Raw genomic sequence first — 16,151 nt, 5'->3', positions numbered from 1 at the left:
CATTGGCGGCGCGTACATGTCATCGGGGTGTCGCCAGGTTGACCGAATCTTGACCAATAACCGTGGTGTGGCATCCGGTATGCGAACTGGGCGACGCCGGGGGCAAGTTGCCCCGACGCCGCCCAGTCGTCCCAGTCGTCCCGTTTGTCGCCACAGGGGCTACGGGACAGGGCCTACGGGAAGGTCAGCTTCCAGCTGTTGATGTAGCCGGTGTCCTGCGACGCCTGGTCCTGCACCCGCAACTTCCAGGTGCCCGCGGCGAGTTCGGCGGACGCGTCGACGGTGTACGTGGTCCGCACGTCGTCGGCCGAGTCGGACGAGCTGAACGGCTTCAGGTTGTAGACCGAGCCGTCCGGAGCGACCAGGTCCACCACGAGGTCGCCGCGCCAGGTGTGTTCGATGTCCACGCCCACCTGCAGGCCGGACGGCGCGTTGCCGGTCCGGTCGGCGACGGAGATGGACGAGGTGACGGCCGCCCCGTTGTCCGGAATGGCCACGTCGGCGGTGTTCTCGTACACGGTGCCGCCGGGGGTGCCGCCGCCCGGCCGGGCGCCGACGTTGACGCCGGCCCATGCGTCCTGCACGGCCTTGTACTCGGCGCTCGACGTGCCGTACAGCTCGGCGGCCACCGCTTCGGTCCCGGTGCGCGCCCCCGCGTAGTCCGTACGGGAGTTGAACTTGGTGGTCAGCGCCTTGAACCAGATCAGCGCGGCCTTCTCGCGGCCGATGCCGGTCACCGGGAGCCCGTCGGAGGTCGGCGAGTCGTACGAGACGCCGTTGACGGTCTTCTGCCCGCTGCCCTCGGAGAGCAGGTAGAACCAGTGGTTGGCGGGGCCGGAGGAGTAGTGGACGTCGACGTTGCCGATGCCCGAGTACCAGTAGTCCTTGGAGTTGCCGTCGCGGCTCGGCTTGTCCATGTAGCGCAGCGGGGTGCCGTCGCCGCGGATGTCGATCTTCTCGCCGACGAGGTAGTCGCCCACGTCCTGGGCGTTGTTCGCGTGGAACTCCACGGCGGCGGCGAAGATGTCGCTGGTGGCCTCGTTGAGGCCGCCGGACTCGCCGCTGTAGACGAGGCCCGCGGTGTTGGAGGTGACGCCGTGGGTCATCTCGTGCGCGGCCACGTCGATCGAGGTCAGCGGCTTGGCATTGCCGGAGCCGTCGCCGTACGTCATGCAGAAGCAGGTGTCCTGCCAGAAGGCGTTGACGTAGTTGCTGCCGTAGTGGACCCGGGAGTACGCGCCCACGCCGTCCCCGCGGATGCCGCTGCGGCCGTGCACGTTCTTGTAGTAGTCCCAGGTCAGCGCGGCCCCGTAGTGCGCGTCGGCGCCCGCGGTCTCCAGGTTCGACGGGGAGCCGTCGCCCCACACGTCGTCGGCCCCGCTGAACAGGGTGCCCTGCCCGGAGGTGGAGCGGTTCAGGTTGTACGTGCGGTGGTTGCCGCGGCCGGTGTCGCTGAGGGTGTAGCCGCTGCCCGACTGGGCGGTGCCGAGGGTGACTTGGCCGCTGTACTGGGTGTTGCCGGTGCCGGTGTGCACGGCCTGGCGCTCGAAGAGCTTCTCGCCGGTGCGGGCGTCGGTGACGACGTGCAGCTCGTTGGGCGTGCCGTCCTTCTGCAGCCCGCCGACGACGGTCTCGTACGCGAGGACCGGCTTGCCGCCGTCGCCCATCCAGACGACCTTGCGCGGCGCGCGCTCGGCCTCGGCCTCGGTGGTGCCGTCGGCCTTCGCGATCCCGAGCGCCTGGCGTTCGGCGGACTTCGCGGCGACCTCGGCGCGGGTGTCGACCCCGCTCAGCTTGGCCTTGGCGGCCTTGGTGACGCCCTCGGTGCGGCCGGCCTCGCTGGTCCTGACGATCAGGTCGCCGCCGAGTACGGGCATTCCGTCGTAGGTGCGCTCGTAGCGGGTGTGGGTGGTGCCGTCGCGGTCCTGGACCACGTCCCGGACGACGAGCCGTTCCTTCGAGCCGAGGCCCAACTCCTTGGCCGTACGCGCCTTTTCGGCGTCGGCTTCGCGCAGCAGCTCGGCGCGCTCGGACGGGGAGAGCTTCGCGGGCAGCGCGCCCGGGTCGGCCTTGCCCGCGGCCGCGGCGGGCCCGGACTGCAGGCCCACGGAGAGCAGGGCGGCGGTGGCGAGCAGCGCGCCGACGGCGCCGGTGCGTCTGCGCCGGGAGAGCGGGGAGGTGCGGGGGGAGGTGCGTGTCACGACTGGCTCCTTCTGCGGGCCGCGGATCGCGCGGCCGACGGGACCGGACGGTGGGTGGCCGTCCGGGCAGAACAGGGGCAGAGCACGGTGCAGGTGGGGGGTGTGCGACGAGCGGGCCGACGGTGAAGAGGTGGGGTGCCGGCGCGTTCGACGCAGGGGAAGAGTGGCAGCAGTGACCAGTCCTGTCATGACCGCGCCATGAGGTTGGCCGAAACTGTTCGCTGGCCGGTGGAGGGTGTTCGCTATGCGGAGCGGGGCGGGACGGTCGGCGGGGGCCGGATCTGTTCCCCTCCCCGCCCCTTCCCGGCTGTGCCCGATATGCGGCTGCCGCCGCGTGGCTGCGGCGCCGTCGTCCGGCTTTCCCGCCGTCGTGGTTGCTCGCGCCCCGCGGCGGAGCCGCTGATGTCACAGCCCCGCGCCCCTGTCGGGGCGCTACAGCGCCTCGACCGCCCCCACCACCAGCAGTGGCGCAAGGGCCAGGGCGATCGCCGCTGCCCCAAGTCCCGCACGGATGTCCCGCTTCGCCACGTGGCCCAGCACCGCCGCCACCGGGGGCAGAGCGATCAGCGCGAGAAAACTCCAGCGCCAGCCCTCCTCGCTCACCAGGAAGCCCAGAAACGCCAGATACGCCGGGACCGCGAGCGCCGGGAAGATCCGGGCGCGGGAGAGGAAGAGCTCCAGGGTGTCGTTCGAGAAGTGGGTGGACATGGTGGCGGGATCAGGCCTCTCGGGTCTCGTAGGGGTGCGGCGCTCAGCCGAGAATGCCCCGGTCGTACGCCGTGGCCACCGCCGCTGCCCGGTCCTTGACGCCCAACTTGCCGTAGATGTGCGTCAGATGGGTCTTCACCGTCGCCTCGCTGATGAACAGCTCCGCGGCGATCTCGCGGTTGGGGGTGCCCTTCGCGACCAGGGTGAGTACCTCGCGCTCGCGGGTCGAGAGGGGCTCGCTGCCGGGGGCTCGTACGCGGGACACCAGGCGCGACGCGACCGCGGGAGAGAGGACCGTACGGCCATCGGCGGCGGCGCGGACCGCGGTGAACAGCTCGTCGCGCGGGGCGTCCTTGAGGAGGTAGCCCGTCGCGCCCGCCTCGATCGCGGGCAGCGTGTCCGAGTCGGTGTCGTACGTGGTGAGGACCAGGACCTTGGCGCGCGCCCCGGTGCGGGTCAGCTCCGCGATGGCGGCGACCCCGCCGCCGCCCGGCATCCGCAGGTCCATCAGGACGACGTCCGGGTCGAGCTCGGCCACGAGCCGGACCGCCTCGACCCCGTCGGAGGCCTCGCCGAGCACGTCGAAGCCGCGTTCTGCGGAGCCCGGCCCGTCGAAGCCCGGCGCCGTCGCGAACATGCCGCGCAGGCCGTCCCGTACGACGGGATGGTCGTCGACGATCAGGAGGGTGATGGGGTCACTGGTCATGGCGCAGCAACGGTACGCGAGCGGAGACCGCCGTGCCCTGCCCCCGCTCGGACTCGACCGTCACGGCCCCCGCGACCCGCTCCGCCCGCGCCCGCATCCCGTCGAGCCCGAAGCCGCCCGAGCCGTGGCGCGGCGGTACGGAGCGCGGGTCGAAGCCCCGGCCGTCGTCCCGTACGTCGAGTGCGACCTCGCCGGCCATGTACGACAGGGTGACGCCCACCCGGCCCGCGCGCGCGTGCCGGTCCGCGTTGGACAGCGCCTCCTGGGCGATCCGCAGGAGCGTCGCCTCGATCTCGTCGTGCAGCGGCTCGGCCGCGCCCGTGACCGTGAACTGGGCCCGCACGCCGGTGCGTTCGGCCCACTCGGTCACCGTCTGCCGCAGCGCCTCGGGCAGCGCGTGGTGCTCCAGGGCGGCCGGGCCGAGGTTCTGCACCGAGCGGCGGGCCTCGCCCAGGCTGTGCCGGGCCAGGGCGGAGGCGCGGCTCAGGTGCTGCTCGGCGAGGGCCGGGTCGGCGGCGTTCGAGACGACCTGCAGCTGGGCGATGATCCCGGTCAGGCCCTGCGCGATCGTGTCGTGGATCTCCGCGGCGAGCCGCCGCCGCTCGTCGGCGACGCCCGCCTCCCGCGCCTGGACGAGGAGTTGGGCGTGCAGGGCGGCGTTCTCGTCGAGCGCCTGCTGCAGCCGGGCGTTGGTCTCCTCCAGCTCGGCGATGGCCGCCATGTGCACGGTGGCCCGCTTCTCCTCGTGCAGGGCGAGCTGCCCGAACACGTAGATCAGCGCGATGTGCACGGCGAGGACCGCGGCGAACAGGCCGAGCTGGCCCAGGTCCTTCGGCGGGAACCCGCCCGACTGCGTACCGGCCATCGTCACCGCGCTGGCGAAGAGCCCCAGCGGCACGAGTCGGCGCGGCAGCAGCCGCTCCGCGCCGAAGTAGCCGAGCACCGCGTAGAACGCCGCGAACGGGTCGAGCCAGGACAGCGTGAAGCCGATGGCCCAGCGAGCCCAGTAGTAGACCGAGCCCGCCGGGCTCGGGCAGCCGGCCCCGCGGCCCGCCGCGCTCCACCACACCTGCAGCGCGAACCCGGCCGCGACCAGCCCGGCGGCCGCCCACCGCTCGGCGGTCGACTCCAGGAGCATCCCGGCGGTCGCGACCATGAGGACGGCGGTGAAACCGAGCAGGACGTACGGGCCCCAGCGCAGGAAGACGTCCCAGCGGTGCTGGACCTGGGCGTGCACGGCGGCCGCGTCGAGCCTCTCCGGCGCAGCAGCCGTCCGCGTACCGCCCTGCCTGATCCCCATGGCCACAGTCTGGTGCACCACCGGCTCACTCCCAGCGGAACCAGCGGGCCGACGCGCCCGTGAGCACCACCGCCCACAGCGCGAGGACGCCCAGGTGCGCGAGGCCCGGCCAGTCGCCCGCCGCGGCCTGGCCCAGGGCGCGTGCGGCGGCGCCGAACGGCAGGAACTCCATGATTCGGGCGAGGAGTTCGGGCATCGCCTGCACCGGCAGCCACAGCCCCGCGCTGAACATCATCGGCAGGGACACGGCCGCGCCCATCGCCGTGGCCGCCTTCGTCGTACGGGACACCGCCGAGATCGCCGCGCCCAGGGCGAGGGCCGTGACGACGGAGAGGGCGAGCGCGAGCGCGTACCCGAAGAGCTGGCGCGGCAGCGCCACGTCGAACACGAGCCGGCCCACCGAGAGCGAGAGCACCGCCGACAGCAGGGCGGCTCCGCCGTGCAGCGCCATCTGGCTCGCGAGCACCGCGGTGGGCCGGACCGGAGTCGTCGACATGCGGCGCAGGACGCCGCGCTCCCGGTAGTTGGTGATCACCGGCGGCATGGCCTGCATGCCCGCCATCACCATCGAGGTCAGCACCACCACCGGCACGTACACCTCGACCATGCGCAGGCCGTGCTCCGGGTCGGGTGTGCGGAAGGCGGGGATCGAGCCGAGGACCGACAGGAGCGCCGTCGGGAAGACCATGATCCAGAAGAGCGAGCCCGGTTCGCGGCGGAAGAGCGTCAGCTCCGCCCTGAGGACGGCCCCGGCGGCCCGGGACGGGGTGGCGGCGGTGAGGGCGCTCATGACGTGGCTCCCGTCAGGTCGAGGAACGCGTCGTCCAACGTGGCGTCCACGACGCGGAGTTGATGGGCGGTGACGTGGTGCCGGGCGAGCAGCGAAAGGACCGCGTTCACGGTGTCGTCGGTGCCGTGGACGGTGATCCGGCCGTCCCGCTCGCCGGTCGTGGCGGACGTCGTCACGGACGTCGCCGCGGGCAGCTCGGCGAGCTCGCGCGGATCGAGCGGCCGGGACGGTGTGAAGGAGATGACGGTCGAGCCCGCGGAGCGCCCGATCAGGCCGGACGGGGTGTCGAGCGCCGCGATCCTGCCCCGGTCGATCACCGCGATCCGGTCACAGAGGCGCTGCGCCTCCTCCATGAAGTGGGTGACGAGCAGTACGGTCACGCCGCTCGCCCGCACCTCTTCGATCAGCTGCCAGGTGTCCCGGCGGGCGCGCGGGTCGAGCCCCGTCGTCAGCTCGTCGAGCACCACCACGCGGGGGCCGCCGACCAGGGCGAGCGCGATGAAGAGGCGCTGCTTCTGGCCGCCGCTCAGCTTCCCGAACCTGGCCCCCAGCTTCTCGCCGAGCCCGAGGCGCTCGGCCAGCGGCCGCCAGTCGACCGGCTGCTCGTAGCACGCGCTGTACAGCTCCAGGGCCTCCCGCACGGTGAGCTTCGCCTGCAGCTCGCTCTCCTGCAGCTGGGCGCCGAGCAGCTGCGTCACCCGGCGGTGGTCCGCGACCGGGTCCATCCCGGCGACCCGTACGGAACCGGAGTCGGGGACGCGCAGCCCCTCGACGCACTCGACGGTGGTGGTCTTGCCCGCGCCGTTCGGGCCGAGCACACCGAAGATCTCCCCCTCCTCGACGGCGAACGAGACGCCGTCCACGGCGGGCCGGCCCCCGTAGACCTTGCGCAGGTCCCTTACCTCGATGATTGCCATGCCTTCGAGCCTCCCGGCCGGGGCCGCGCACGGGCATCGCCCATCGCGCTCGAAGCGGCATCAGCCGATCGGTTGATGGGGCGGTACGACCTGCCCGGTGCGGCGGCACGGCGCCCTGCGCGGACTGGCTGGTTCCGGTTGGCGGCGCCAACTCACCGCGTGCCAAAACCCGTTGGGACTGTCAGTGGTGAACCATAAGCTCGCTCCTGATGGCCACAGACCAGGCGCCGACCACGCCCACCGCCCCTGCCACGGACCGAGGCACCCCCTCCGCCTCCGCCGTCCGCACGCTGCTGCGCCTGTGGCCGTACGTGCGCCCGGTGCGGGCCCGGCTCGGCACGGCGGCCGTGGTCGCGATCGTCGCGTCCTGCGTGGGCCTGGTCATCCCGCTCGTCCTCAAGTGGCTGGTGGACGGCCCCGTGGCCGACCGCGACCCGGGCGGCGTCTGGCTCGGCGCGCTGTTCGTCCTGCTGCTCGGCATCGGGGAGGCCCTGCTTTTCGGGTTCCGGCGCTGGCTCGTCGCCAGACCCCTCGCCGGGGTCGAGGCCGCGATGCGCGCCGACCTCTACCACCGCCTGCAGCGCGTGCCCGTCGCCTTCCACGACCGCTGGGCCTCGGGCCAGCTCCTCTCGCGCGCCACCGGCGACCTCACGATGCTGCGCCTCTTCCTCGCCTTCCCGTTGACGTTCCTGCTGGTCAACGGCGTGACGATCCTGGTGGGCGTGGTCGTCCTGCTGGTCCAGGAGTGGACCCTCGGCCTGGTCCTGCTCGCCCCGGTCGTCCCCCTCGTCGTGGTCTGCTGGCTCTTCGAGGGGCGGTACTCGGCCATCGCCCGCCGCGCCCAGGACCAGGTGGGGGACCTCACGACGGTGGTCGAGGAGGGCGTGCTCGGCATCCGCGTCATCAAGGGCTTCGGCCGCCACCGCGCCCAGGCCCGCGCCTTCCGCGCACTCTCCGGCACCCTGCGCGGCACGGAGCTGCGCAAGGCCGGGCTGCTCGCCACGATCTGGGCGGTCATCGTCGTCCTGCCCGAACTGGCCATCGGCGCGGCGCTCGTCCTCGGCGTACTGCAGGTCGCCGCCGGTGCCCTCTCGGCCGGCACCCTCGTCGCGTTCCTGTCGACGGCACTCGCCCTGCGCTGGCCGGTGGAGTCCATCGGCTTCCTGCTCGCCATGAGCCAGGAGGCGGCCACGGCCACCCGCCGCTACTTCGAAGTCCTGGACGTGGCCCCGGAGGCGGAAGCGGGGCCGGAGCCGGCGCCGGAGGCGGCACCCGCGTACCGCCCGTCCGCGGAGGACGAAACCACCGACGGTCTGCGCTTCGACGGCGTCACCTTTCGGTTTCCCGATGCCGTGCCCGACGCCCCGCCCGTCCTCGGCGGAGTCGATCTGCACATCAGGTCCGGGGAGACCCTCGCCCTCGTCGGGGCGACCGGGAGCGGGAAGACCACGCTCACCGCGCTCGTGCCGCGGCTGCACGAGGTCACGGCGGGGCGGATCACGCTCGACGGCGTCGACATCGCCGAGCTGCCCCGCGAGGAGCTGCGCACCCTCGTCTCCGTTGCCTTCGAGGAGCCCACGCTGTTCTCCGCGAGCGTCGGCGAGAACGTCCTCATGGGCGCCGAACAGGGCGCGGGCGAGCGGGAGTTGGCCCGCGCGCTCGACATCGCCCAGGCGGACTTCGTGCACCGGCTGCCGCACGGCGCCGACACCCAGGTGGGCGAGCAGGGCCTCAGCCTCTCCGGCGGCCAGCGCCAGCGGCTCGCCCTCGCGCGGGCGGTCGTCGGCAGACCCCGCTTCCTCGTCCTCGACGACCCGCTGTCGGCGCTCGACGTGCACACCGAGGCGCTCGTGGAGGCCGCCCTCCGCCGGGTCCTCGCCGACACCACCGCGCTCGTCGTCGCCCACCGCCCGTCCACGGTGCTGCTCGCGGACCGGGTGGCGCTGCTCTCCGGCGGCCGCATCGCCGCCGTCGGCACGCACCACCGGCTGCTGCGGGAGAACGCCGAGTACGCCTGGCTGATGTCCGGCGAGGCCGGAGCCGCGCAACCCGCGAGCGACGCACCCGAGCACACCGAGGGGGACCGGTGACCACGACCGTCGACAGCAAACCCGAGGCCGCGCCCGAACCTCCGCCCCGCGACGACCCGTTCACCCAGGACGCCCTCCCCGCCCCGGACGGCGCGACCGGCGCGCTGCTCCGCTCGCTGCTCGCTCCGCTCAAAGCGCGCGTCGCCCTCGCCGCGCTGCTGCTTCTGCTCCAGACGTCGGCCGTGCAGGCGGGCCCGCTGCTCGTCGCGTACGCCATCGACCGCGGCGTGCCCGCGGTGCGCGCCCACGACCACGGCCCGCTCCTCGCCGTCGCCGTCGGGTACGCGCTGTGCGCGGCCGCGGCCGCCGCGCTGCAGTACGCGTACATCCGCGCGGCGGCCCGAGTGAACCAGGACGTGCTGCTCGACCTGCGCGGCCGGATCTTCCGCCACGCGCAGGCGCTCTCCCTCGACTTCCACGAGCGGTACACCTCGGGGCGGCTGATCTCCCGCTCCACCACCGACGTCGAGTCGCTGCGCGAACTCCTCAACGAGGGGCTGCAGGAACTCCTCAACGTCATCCTGTCCTTCGCGTACATCTCCGCGCTGCTGCTCTGGCTCGACCTGGGGCTCGGCGCGGTCGCGGTGGCGTCGTTCGGGCCGCTGTACCTGATGGTGCGGCGCTACCGCAGACGCGCGGGGCGGATCTTCCGGCTCCGCTCCACCGCGATCGCCGCGGTCATCGTGAAGTTCGCCGAGACGGTCAACGGCATCCGCCCGGTGCGCGCGTTCCGCCGCGAGCGGGCCAACGACGCCGAGTTCGCCGAGCTCAACGGCCGCCACGAACGCGTCAACGGCGCGGCGTTCCTGGAGATGGCGCAGTACGTGGTGGGCTCCCGCCTGATCGCCAACACGGCCGTCGCCGGAATCGTCCTGTGGGGCGCGTACCGGGTCGCGGACGGCACCCTCGCCCTCGGCGTGCTCGCCGCGTCGGTGCTCTACCTGCGGCGGCTCTACGACCCGATCGACCGGCTCGGCATGTTCCTCAACTCGTACCAGTCGGCGGCCGCGTCCCTGGAGAAGATCGCCGGGCTGCTCGCCCAGGTCCCGTCGGTGCCCGAGCCGGCCGAGCCGAAGCCGCTGCCCGAGCGCGACGGCGAACACCCCGGCCGTACGGTCGAGTTCGAGTCGGTGAGCTTCGCGTACCGCACCGGCGGCGAGGTCCTGCCGCGCTTCGACCTGACGATTCCCGCCGGGCAGACCGTGGCCGTGGTCGGCTCCACCGGCGCCGGCAAGTCCACCCTCGCCAAACTCCTGGCCCGCTTCTACGACCCGACGGCGGGCCGGGTCCTGCTCGACGGCACGGACCTGCACGACCTCGCCCTGCCCGAGCTGCGGCGCGGCGTGGTGATGGTGACGCAGGAGGCGTTCCTGTTCTCCGGGACGGTCGCCGAGAACATCGCGATCGGCCGCCCGGACGCGTCCCGCGCCGAGATCGAGTCGGCGGCGCGGGCCATCGGCGCCCACGAGTTCATCGCCGCCCTGCCCGACGGGTACGACACGGACGTCCGCAAGCGCGGCGGCCGCATCTCGGCGGGCCAGCGCCAACTCGTCGCGTTCGCCCGCGCCCTGCTCGCCGACCCGGCGGTCCTCATCCTCGACGAGGCGACCAGCTCCCTGGACATCCCCGGCGAGCGTGCCGTCCAGCACGCCATGCACACGGTCCTGCACGGCCGCACGGCCGTGGTCATCGCCCACCGCCTCTCCACGGTGGAGATCGCGGACCGCGTCCTGGTGATGGCCGACGGCCGGGTGGTGGAGGACGGCCCGCCCGCCGAACTGACCGGAGGCACGGGCGAGTTCGCGTCCCTGCACAGAGCCTGGCGGGACAGCGTGAAGGGTTGAGCCCGCGCGGGCCGAGCCCCGTCCACCGCACAGTCACGTTTCCCTCGGCCGACCCCCGTCGTTGTCACGGACGTGAACCCCCAAGCGACAAGCGCCCAGCGCGCACCGGCCGGTAAGGCCGCCGTACTGACATGGGCCTGCCTCGCCGCCCTCCTGGCCGTCCTCACCGGCTGCTCCGGCACCGGGATCGGCGCCGTGGACGCGGTCTTCGGCAAGGGCACGGCCGAGGACGCGATCCGGATCACCCCCGGCCACGGCGAGCGCAGCGTCCGTGCCGACCAGGAGCTGGAGGTCGAGGTGCCCGCCGGACGCCTGGAGTCCGTGAAGGTGGTCAAGTTCCAGGACGCGCAGGACACCGCCGTCGAGGGCCGGATCTCCGACGACGGCCTGCGCTGGGAGCCGAAGGACCCGCGCCTCGCCCTCGCCGCCAAGTACACGGTCGACGCGGTCGCGTTGGACGGCCACGGCCGCCGGCACGCCCGCCACACCACGTTCACCACGTACGTCCCGGACGAGCGCTTCGTCGCGTACGTGAAGCCGGAGAACCGCTCCACCGTCGGCACCGGAATGATCGTGTCCCTGGAGTTCAACCGGGAGATCGAGAACCGCAAGGCCGTCGAGCGCGCCGTGCGGGTCCGGTCGAACCCGCCCGTGGAGATCGCCGGGCACTGGTTCGGCAAGACCCGCCTGGACTTCCGCCCCAAGGACTACTGGCGGCCGGGCACCCAGGTCACCGTCGACCTCGCCCTGCGCGACGTGCAGGGCGCGCCCCAGGTGTTCGGCCTGCAGCAGAAGCAGTTCGGCTTCACCGTCGGCCGCAGCCAGGTCTCCCGCGTCGACGCCGCCGAGCACACCATGGAGGTACGCAAGGACGGCGAGCTCGTCTCGACCTTGCCGATCACCGCGGGCAGCGGCAAGAACACCACGTACAACGGGAAGATGGTGATCTCCGAGATGCTCGACGTGACACGGATGAACGGCGCGACGGTCGGCTTCACGGACGGCGACGGTAAGGGCGAGTACGACATCCCGGACGTGCCGCACGCCATCCGCCTCACCACCTCGGGCACCTTCCTGCACGGCAACTACTGGGCCCCCTCCGACACGTTCGGCAACCTCAACGTCAGCCACGGCTGCGTGGGCCTGCGGGACGTCAAGGGCGGCAGCGCGGACACGCCCGCGGGCTGGTTCTTCGACCGCAGCCTCGTCGGCGACGTGGTGGAGGTCGTCAACTCCAAGGACAAGAAGGTCGATCCGGACAACGGCCTCAGCGGCTGGAACATGGACTGGCGCAAGTGGAAGGCGGGCTCCGCACTGCGCCGCTGAGCCGGGCGCCGAAACCCCGGAGCGCCGCGCCCACTTGGGGCTGAACTTCGGTCCACCTGGGGCTGAACGTCGGCCCCACTTGGGACTGAACGGTGACATTCCGTGGGAGTCGTCCTCGCAGGCAGCCCCGGTAATCTTGCGGTGTGCGCGAGATGCGCCGGGGTGGCGGGCCTGATCAGGCCTGGCGAGGGGAGACACATCGTGAACGGGCGACCGATATCGGGGGCATCGGTTGGCGCGCGGGGGCGCCGCGGCAGCGGGCGGGCGCGGGCCGGCCTGACCGTCGTACTGACCACGGCACTGTTCGCCGTGACCGCCTGCGGGGGTTCCGGCGGTGAAGAGGGCAAGGGCGGCAGCGGCTCGGACCGGGCGAAGGCCAACGAGCCCTCGCGGGCCGTGGTGACGATAGCGCCCAAGAACGGCGCGGAGTCCGTGGCCACCAACGGCGCCCTGAAGATCACCGCGGAGGAGGGCAAGCTGACCGAGGTCGAGGTCGCGGACAGCAAGGGCAACGAGATACCGGGGGAGATAACCTCCGACGGCTCGGCCTGGAAGCCCGACCACCACCTCGCCGCGTCGACGAAGTACAAGGTCCACGCCACGGCGAAGGACTCCGCGGGCCGCGAGTCCGCCAAGGACACCACGTTCACGACGCTCACCCCGCAGAACACGTTCATCGGGCACTTCACGCCCGAGGACGGTTCCGAGGTCGGTGTGGGCATGCCGTTCTCGGTCAACTTCACCCGCGGTATCACGAGCCCGGAGGCCGTCGAGAAGGCCATCGAGGTCAAGGCCGAGCCGAAGGTCGAGATCCGCCACAAGTGGTACGGCAACGACCGGCTCGACTTCCGCCCGGAGAAGTACTGGAAGCCGGGCACCAAGGTCACCGTGAAGCTCAACCTCGACGGCGTCGAGGGCCGCCCGGACGTCTACGGCGAGCAGGCCAAGACCGTCTCGTTCACCGTCGGCCGCAGCCAGGTCTCCACCGTGGACGCCAAGTCGAAGAAGATGACGATCGAGCGCGACGGCAAGCGCATCAAGACCATCCCGATCACCTCGGGCGCCCCGGCCACCACCACGTACAACGGCCAGATGGTCATCACCGAGAAGCACAAGGTGACCCGCATGAACGGCGACACGGTCGGCTTCGGCGGCGAGTACGACATCAAGGACGTGCCGCACGCCATGCGCCTGTCCACCTCGGGCACGTTCATCCACGGCAACTACTGGGCGGCGCCCTCCACGTTCGGCAGCACCAACGTCAGCCACGGCTGCGTCGGCCTGCGCGACCAGCGTGGCGGCGGCGACAGCAAAACCCCGGCGGCCTGGTTCTTCGACCAGTCGATGATCGGCGACGTGGTCATCGTGAAGAACTCCAAGGACAAGCAGATCCAGTGGTGGAACGGCCTCAACGCCTGGAACCTGGACTGGGACGAGTGGGAGAAGTAGTTCTTTTTCTCTGGGGGGCTGACGCCCCCCAGACCCCCCACGGGTGAACGCCCGTTAGCCTGCCGCCTATGACCGTGAATCTCGAAGTCTCCGCAGGCGTCGGCACGATCCGCCTGGACCGCCCGCCGATGAACGCCCTCGACATCGCCACGCAGGACCGGATCAAGGAGCTCGCCGAGGAGGCCACGCGGCGCGACGACGTACGCGCCGTGATCGTCTACGGCGGCGAGAAGGTGTTCGCGGCCGGCGCGGACATCAAGGAGATGCAGAACATGGACCACGCGGCCATGGTCCTGCGCTCCCGCGCCCTGCAGGACTCCTTCACCGCCGTCGCCCGTATCCCGAAGCCCGTCGTCGCCGCCGTCACCGGCTACGCGCTCGGCGGCGGCTGCGAGTTGGCGCTCTGCGCCGACTACCGGATCGCCGCCGACAACGCCAAGCTCGGCCAGCCGGAGATCCTGCTCGGACTGATCCCGGGCGCGGGCGGCACCCAGCGCCTGTCCCGCCTCGTCGGCCCGTCCAAGGCCAAGGACCTGATCTTCACCGGCCGCATGGTGAAGGCCGAAGAGGCCCTCGCCATCGGCCTGGTGGACCGCGTCGTGCCCGCCGCCGAGGTGTACGAGCAGGCGCACGCCTGGGCCGCGAAGCTCGCCCAGGGCCCGGCGCTCGCGCTGCGCGCCGCGAAGGAGTCGGTGGACGCCGGCCTGGAGACGGACATCGACACCGGCCTCGCGATCGAACGCACCTGGTTCGCCGGTCTGTTCGCCACCGAGGACCGCGAGCGGGGCATGCGCAGCTTCGTCGAGGAGGGTCCGGGCAAGGCCAAGTTCGTCTGAGCCGCACCCCACTTCGGCTGAGCCGCACCCCACACCCCGCCCACACCCCCGGTCCGTCCGCATCAACTGGCATACGCGTCAAGCGAGTTGATGCGCACGGGGGAGTGGAATCCGCGGAGTCCGGGCTTATCTGTTCCTTAAGCCGACCTTAAGCCCGGAGCGCCCTCCGGCGGCCTCCCAAGGCCGTCAACCTCGGGTCAATGCAGGTCAGATGGGTCGCACCGGCATCATGCGTGCCTTAGGCATATGCCGGTGCGTACCCCCGGAATTGATGGTTCCGGGGGGCGTATTCCGCAGGAACGGCCCCGGAAGGCGCTCTGGCCCGCCATGATGGGTGCATGGCGGGGCTTGAGGGCAGTGAACGACCGCGGCGGCACGGCGCAGCGACCGCTGTGCGGTGGACACCGGCCGTCGAGGACGAACAGGCCCTGAAAGCCCTGGAGTTGTTCGGCAACCCCACCGACGCCGAGGTGCCGCTCCCGTCCCGCCCCGAGTCCGCGGGCTCCGCGCGCCGTCTCGCCCAGGTCGTCGTACTCCGCAAATGGGGGCTCACCCCGCAGGTCGCCGAAGTCGTCGTGCTGCTCGTCTCGGAGCTCGTGGGCAACGCCGTACGGCACACCGGCGCCCGCGTCTTCGGTCTGAAGATGGGGCGCAGGCCCGGCTGGATCCGCGTAGAGGTCCGCGACCCCTCGCGCGGCCTGCCCTGTCTGATGCCGGTGCAGGAGATGGACACGAGCGGCCGCGGCCTGTTCCTGGTCGACAAACTCTCCGACCGCTGGGGCGTGGACCTGCTCCCGCGCGGCAAGACCACCTGGTTCGAGATGCGCATCGCCGAACGCTGAACTCCCGTACCGGCAGCGCTCGCTGTCCCGTACGCACAGAAGCCCCCTCGTACGCACAGAAGCCCCCTCGCGCCGTGTTGCGGCGCCGCGGGGGCTTCTGTGTGGTGCGCCGCGGATCTTCGGGGGGTGTGATCCACGGCCGCTACGACGACCTGGCCCGGGTCAATGGGGGTCGTTGCATTCAACTATGGCAGATCGGGTGCGACCGGCCAAATGAATCCATGGTGACATGTGGCACCTACCTTGTAAACGGTGGTTAAGTGCTCCCTGTGCGCCAGGTAGCCCGGACGTCGACCCATAAACGTCCTAATTCGGGTGAATCATCACCAATGCGGCTACTCCGTCCTTAAATGGCGGGGTGACTTCAACGGATCGCCGCGGCGCCCTGCGCACCGGAGCCCTGTTCACCCTGGCGGGCGCGCTCACCGCCGCCTGCGGAACGGACGACACCGCCCGGAGCACACCCCCCGCGAAGAAGGCCCCACCCTCGGCCGCGCCCCCGGCCGCAGGCCCCCGCCGCTTCCCCGGACTGCCCGGCCAGATCGAGCACGGCCCCCGCGACCGCCCACGCGTCGCCCTCACCTTCCACGGCCAGGGCGACCCGAAGACCGCCAAGGCCCTGCTCGCCGAGGCCGAACGCGCCGAGGCCCGCGTCACCGTCCTCGCCGTCGGCCGCTGGCTCGACGAACACCCGACGATGGCCCACCGGATCCTCGACGGCGGCCACGAGATCGGCAACCACACCCTGCGCCACATCGACATCAACTCCCTGCCGGAGGACGAGGCGTACGCCGAGATCACCGGCTGCGCCGACCGCCTCCGCCACCTCACCGGCTCCATCGGCACCTGGTTCCGCCCCTCCCGCGCCCAGTACGCCAGCCCCCTCGTGCAGAAGCTCGCCCAGCGCGCCGGCTACCCGCACGTCCTGTCGTACGACACCGACTCCCTGGACTTCACCTCGCCGGGCGCGCCGACCGTCGTGCGCCGCGTCACCGGCCGGATCAGGAAGGGATCGGTGGTGAGCCTGCACTTCGGGTACGCGGACACGGTCGCCGCGCTGCCCGCCGTCCTGGAAGAGATCGACCGCCGCCGCCTGAGCGCGGTGACCACCACGGAGCTGCTGACCACTTGACGTCCTCCCC

Annotated in this window: 13 protein-coding genes; 7 read left to right on the top strand and 6 right to left on the bottom strand. The window is 72.0% G+C overall.

The window, feature by feature from the left end; all coding sequences use genetic code 11:
* Positions 1-173 precede the first annotated feature (173 nt).
* From QIS96_RS11460 to QIS96_RS11435, 6 genes are all read right to left on the bottom strand, one after another.
* Positions 174-2,201 (bottom strand): M4 family metallopeptidase, encoded by a 2,028-nt coding sequence (locus QIS96_RS11460; protein WP_282542385.1) that lies wholly within the window; start codon positions 2,199-2,201, stop codon positions 174-176.
* A 432-nt stretch (positions 2,202-2,633) separates the two neighbouring features.
* Positions 2,634-2,909, bottom strand: coding sequence for a hypothetical protein (locus QIS96_RS11455; RefSeq protein ID WP_282542384.1), 276 nt, complete (start codon positions 2,907-2,909; stop codon positions 2,634-2,636).
* A gap of 43 nt (positions 2,910-2,952) precedes the next feature.
* The gene (locus QIS96_RS11450) at positions 2,953-3,615 is read right to left on the bottom strand and encodes a response regulator (RefSeq protein WP_282542383.1); all 663 of its coding nucleotides are present in this window, start codon (positions 3,613-3,615) and stop codon (positions 2,953-2,955) included.
* Positions 3,605-4,915, bottom strand: coding sequence for a sensor histidine kinase (locus QIS96_RS11445; protein WP_408907163.1), 1,311 nt, complete (start codon positions 4,913-4,915; stop codon positions 3,605-3,607). The genes QIS96_RS11450 and QIS96_RS11445 overlap by 11 nt, the downstream gene beginning before the upstream one ends.
* A gap of 25 nt (positions 4,916-4,940) precedes the next feature.
* Complete coding sequence (locus QIS96_RS11440; RefSeq protein ID WP_282542382.1) at positions 4,941-5,705, bottom strand: ABC transporter permease; 765 nt, start codon at positions 5,703-5,705, stop codon at positions 4,941-4,943.
* Positions 5,702-6,622, bottom strand: a complete 921-nt coding sequence (locus QIS96_RS11435; protein WP_282542381.1) for an ABC transporter ATP-binding protein — start codon at positions 6,620-6,622, stop codon at positions 5,702-5,704. The genes QIS96_RS11440 and QIS96_RS11435 overlap by 4 nt, the downstream gene beginning before the upstream one ends.
* Before the next feature lie 209 nt (positions 6,623-6,831).
* Between QIS96_RS11435 and QIS96_RS11430 the strand changes: the two genes are divergently transcribed.
* The 7 genes from QIS96_RS11430 to QIS96_RS11400 all read left to right on the top strand — a co-directional run bounded on the left by QIS96_RS11430 (position 6,832) and on the right by QIS96_RS11400 (position 16,141).
* Positions 6,832-8,712: an ABC transporter ATP-binding protein gene (locus QIS96_RS11430; protein WP_282542380.1), complete on the top strand. Its 1,881-nt coding sequence runs from the start codon at positions 6,832-6,834 to the stop codon at positions 8,710-8,712.
* Complete coding sequence (locus tag QIS96_RS11425; RefSeq protein ID WP_282542379.1) at positions 8,709-10,556, top strand: ABC transporter ATP-binding protein; 1,848 nt, start codon at positions 8,709-8,711, stop codon at positions 10,554-10,556. The genes QIS96_RS11430 and QIS96_RS11425 overlap by 4 nt, the downstream gene beginning before the upstream one ends.
* 72 nt (positions 10,557-10,628) lie before the next feature.
* Positions 10,629-11,882, top strand: coding sequence for a L,D-transpeptidase (locus QIS96_RS11420; RefSeq protein WP_282542378.1), 1,254 nt, complete (start codon positions 10,629-10,631; stop codon positions 11,880-11,882).
* 201 nt (positions 11,883-12,083) lie between these two features.
* Positions 12,084-13,331: a L,D-transpeptidase gene (locus tag QIS96_RS11415; protein ID WP_282542377.1), complete on the top strand. Its 1,248-nt coding sequence runs from the start codon at positions 12,084-12,086 to the stop codon at positions 13,329-13,331.
* A gap of 68 nt (positions 13,332-13,399) precedes the next feature.
* The gene (locus QIS96_RS11410; protein WP_282542376.1) at positions 13,400-14,167 is read left to right on the top strand and encodes an enoyl-CoA hydratase/isomerase family protein; all 768 of its coding nucleotides are present in this window, start codon (positions 13,400-13,402) and stop codon (positions 14,165-14,167) included.
* A 338-nt stretch (positions 14,168-14,505) separates the two neighbouring features.
* Complete coding sequence (locus tag QIS96_RS11405; RefSeq protein ID WP_282542375.1) at positions 14,506-15,009, top strand: ATP-binding protein; 504 nt, start codon at positions 14,506-14,508, stop codon at positions 15,007-15,009.
* Between the two features lie 358 nt (positions 15,010-15,367).
* On the top strand, positions 15,368-16,141 hold the full coding sequence (locus QIS96_RS11400) for a polysaccharide deacetylase family protein (protein WP_282542374.1): 774 nt from the start codon (positions 15,368-15,370) through the stop codon (positions 16,139-16,141).
* Positions 16,142-16,151 lie beyond the last annotated feature (10 nt).

This window comes from Streptomyces cavernicola, from assembly GCF_029968035.1.
In the GTDB taxonomy this organism is placed as follows: domain Bacteria; phylum Actinomycetota; class Actinomycetes; order Streptomycetales; family Streptomycetaceae; genus Streptomyces; species Streptomyces cavernicola.
Note: the sequence above shows the minus strand (reverse complement) of the source record. Positions and strands in the feature narration are given on the sequence as shown.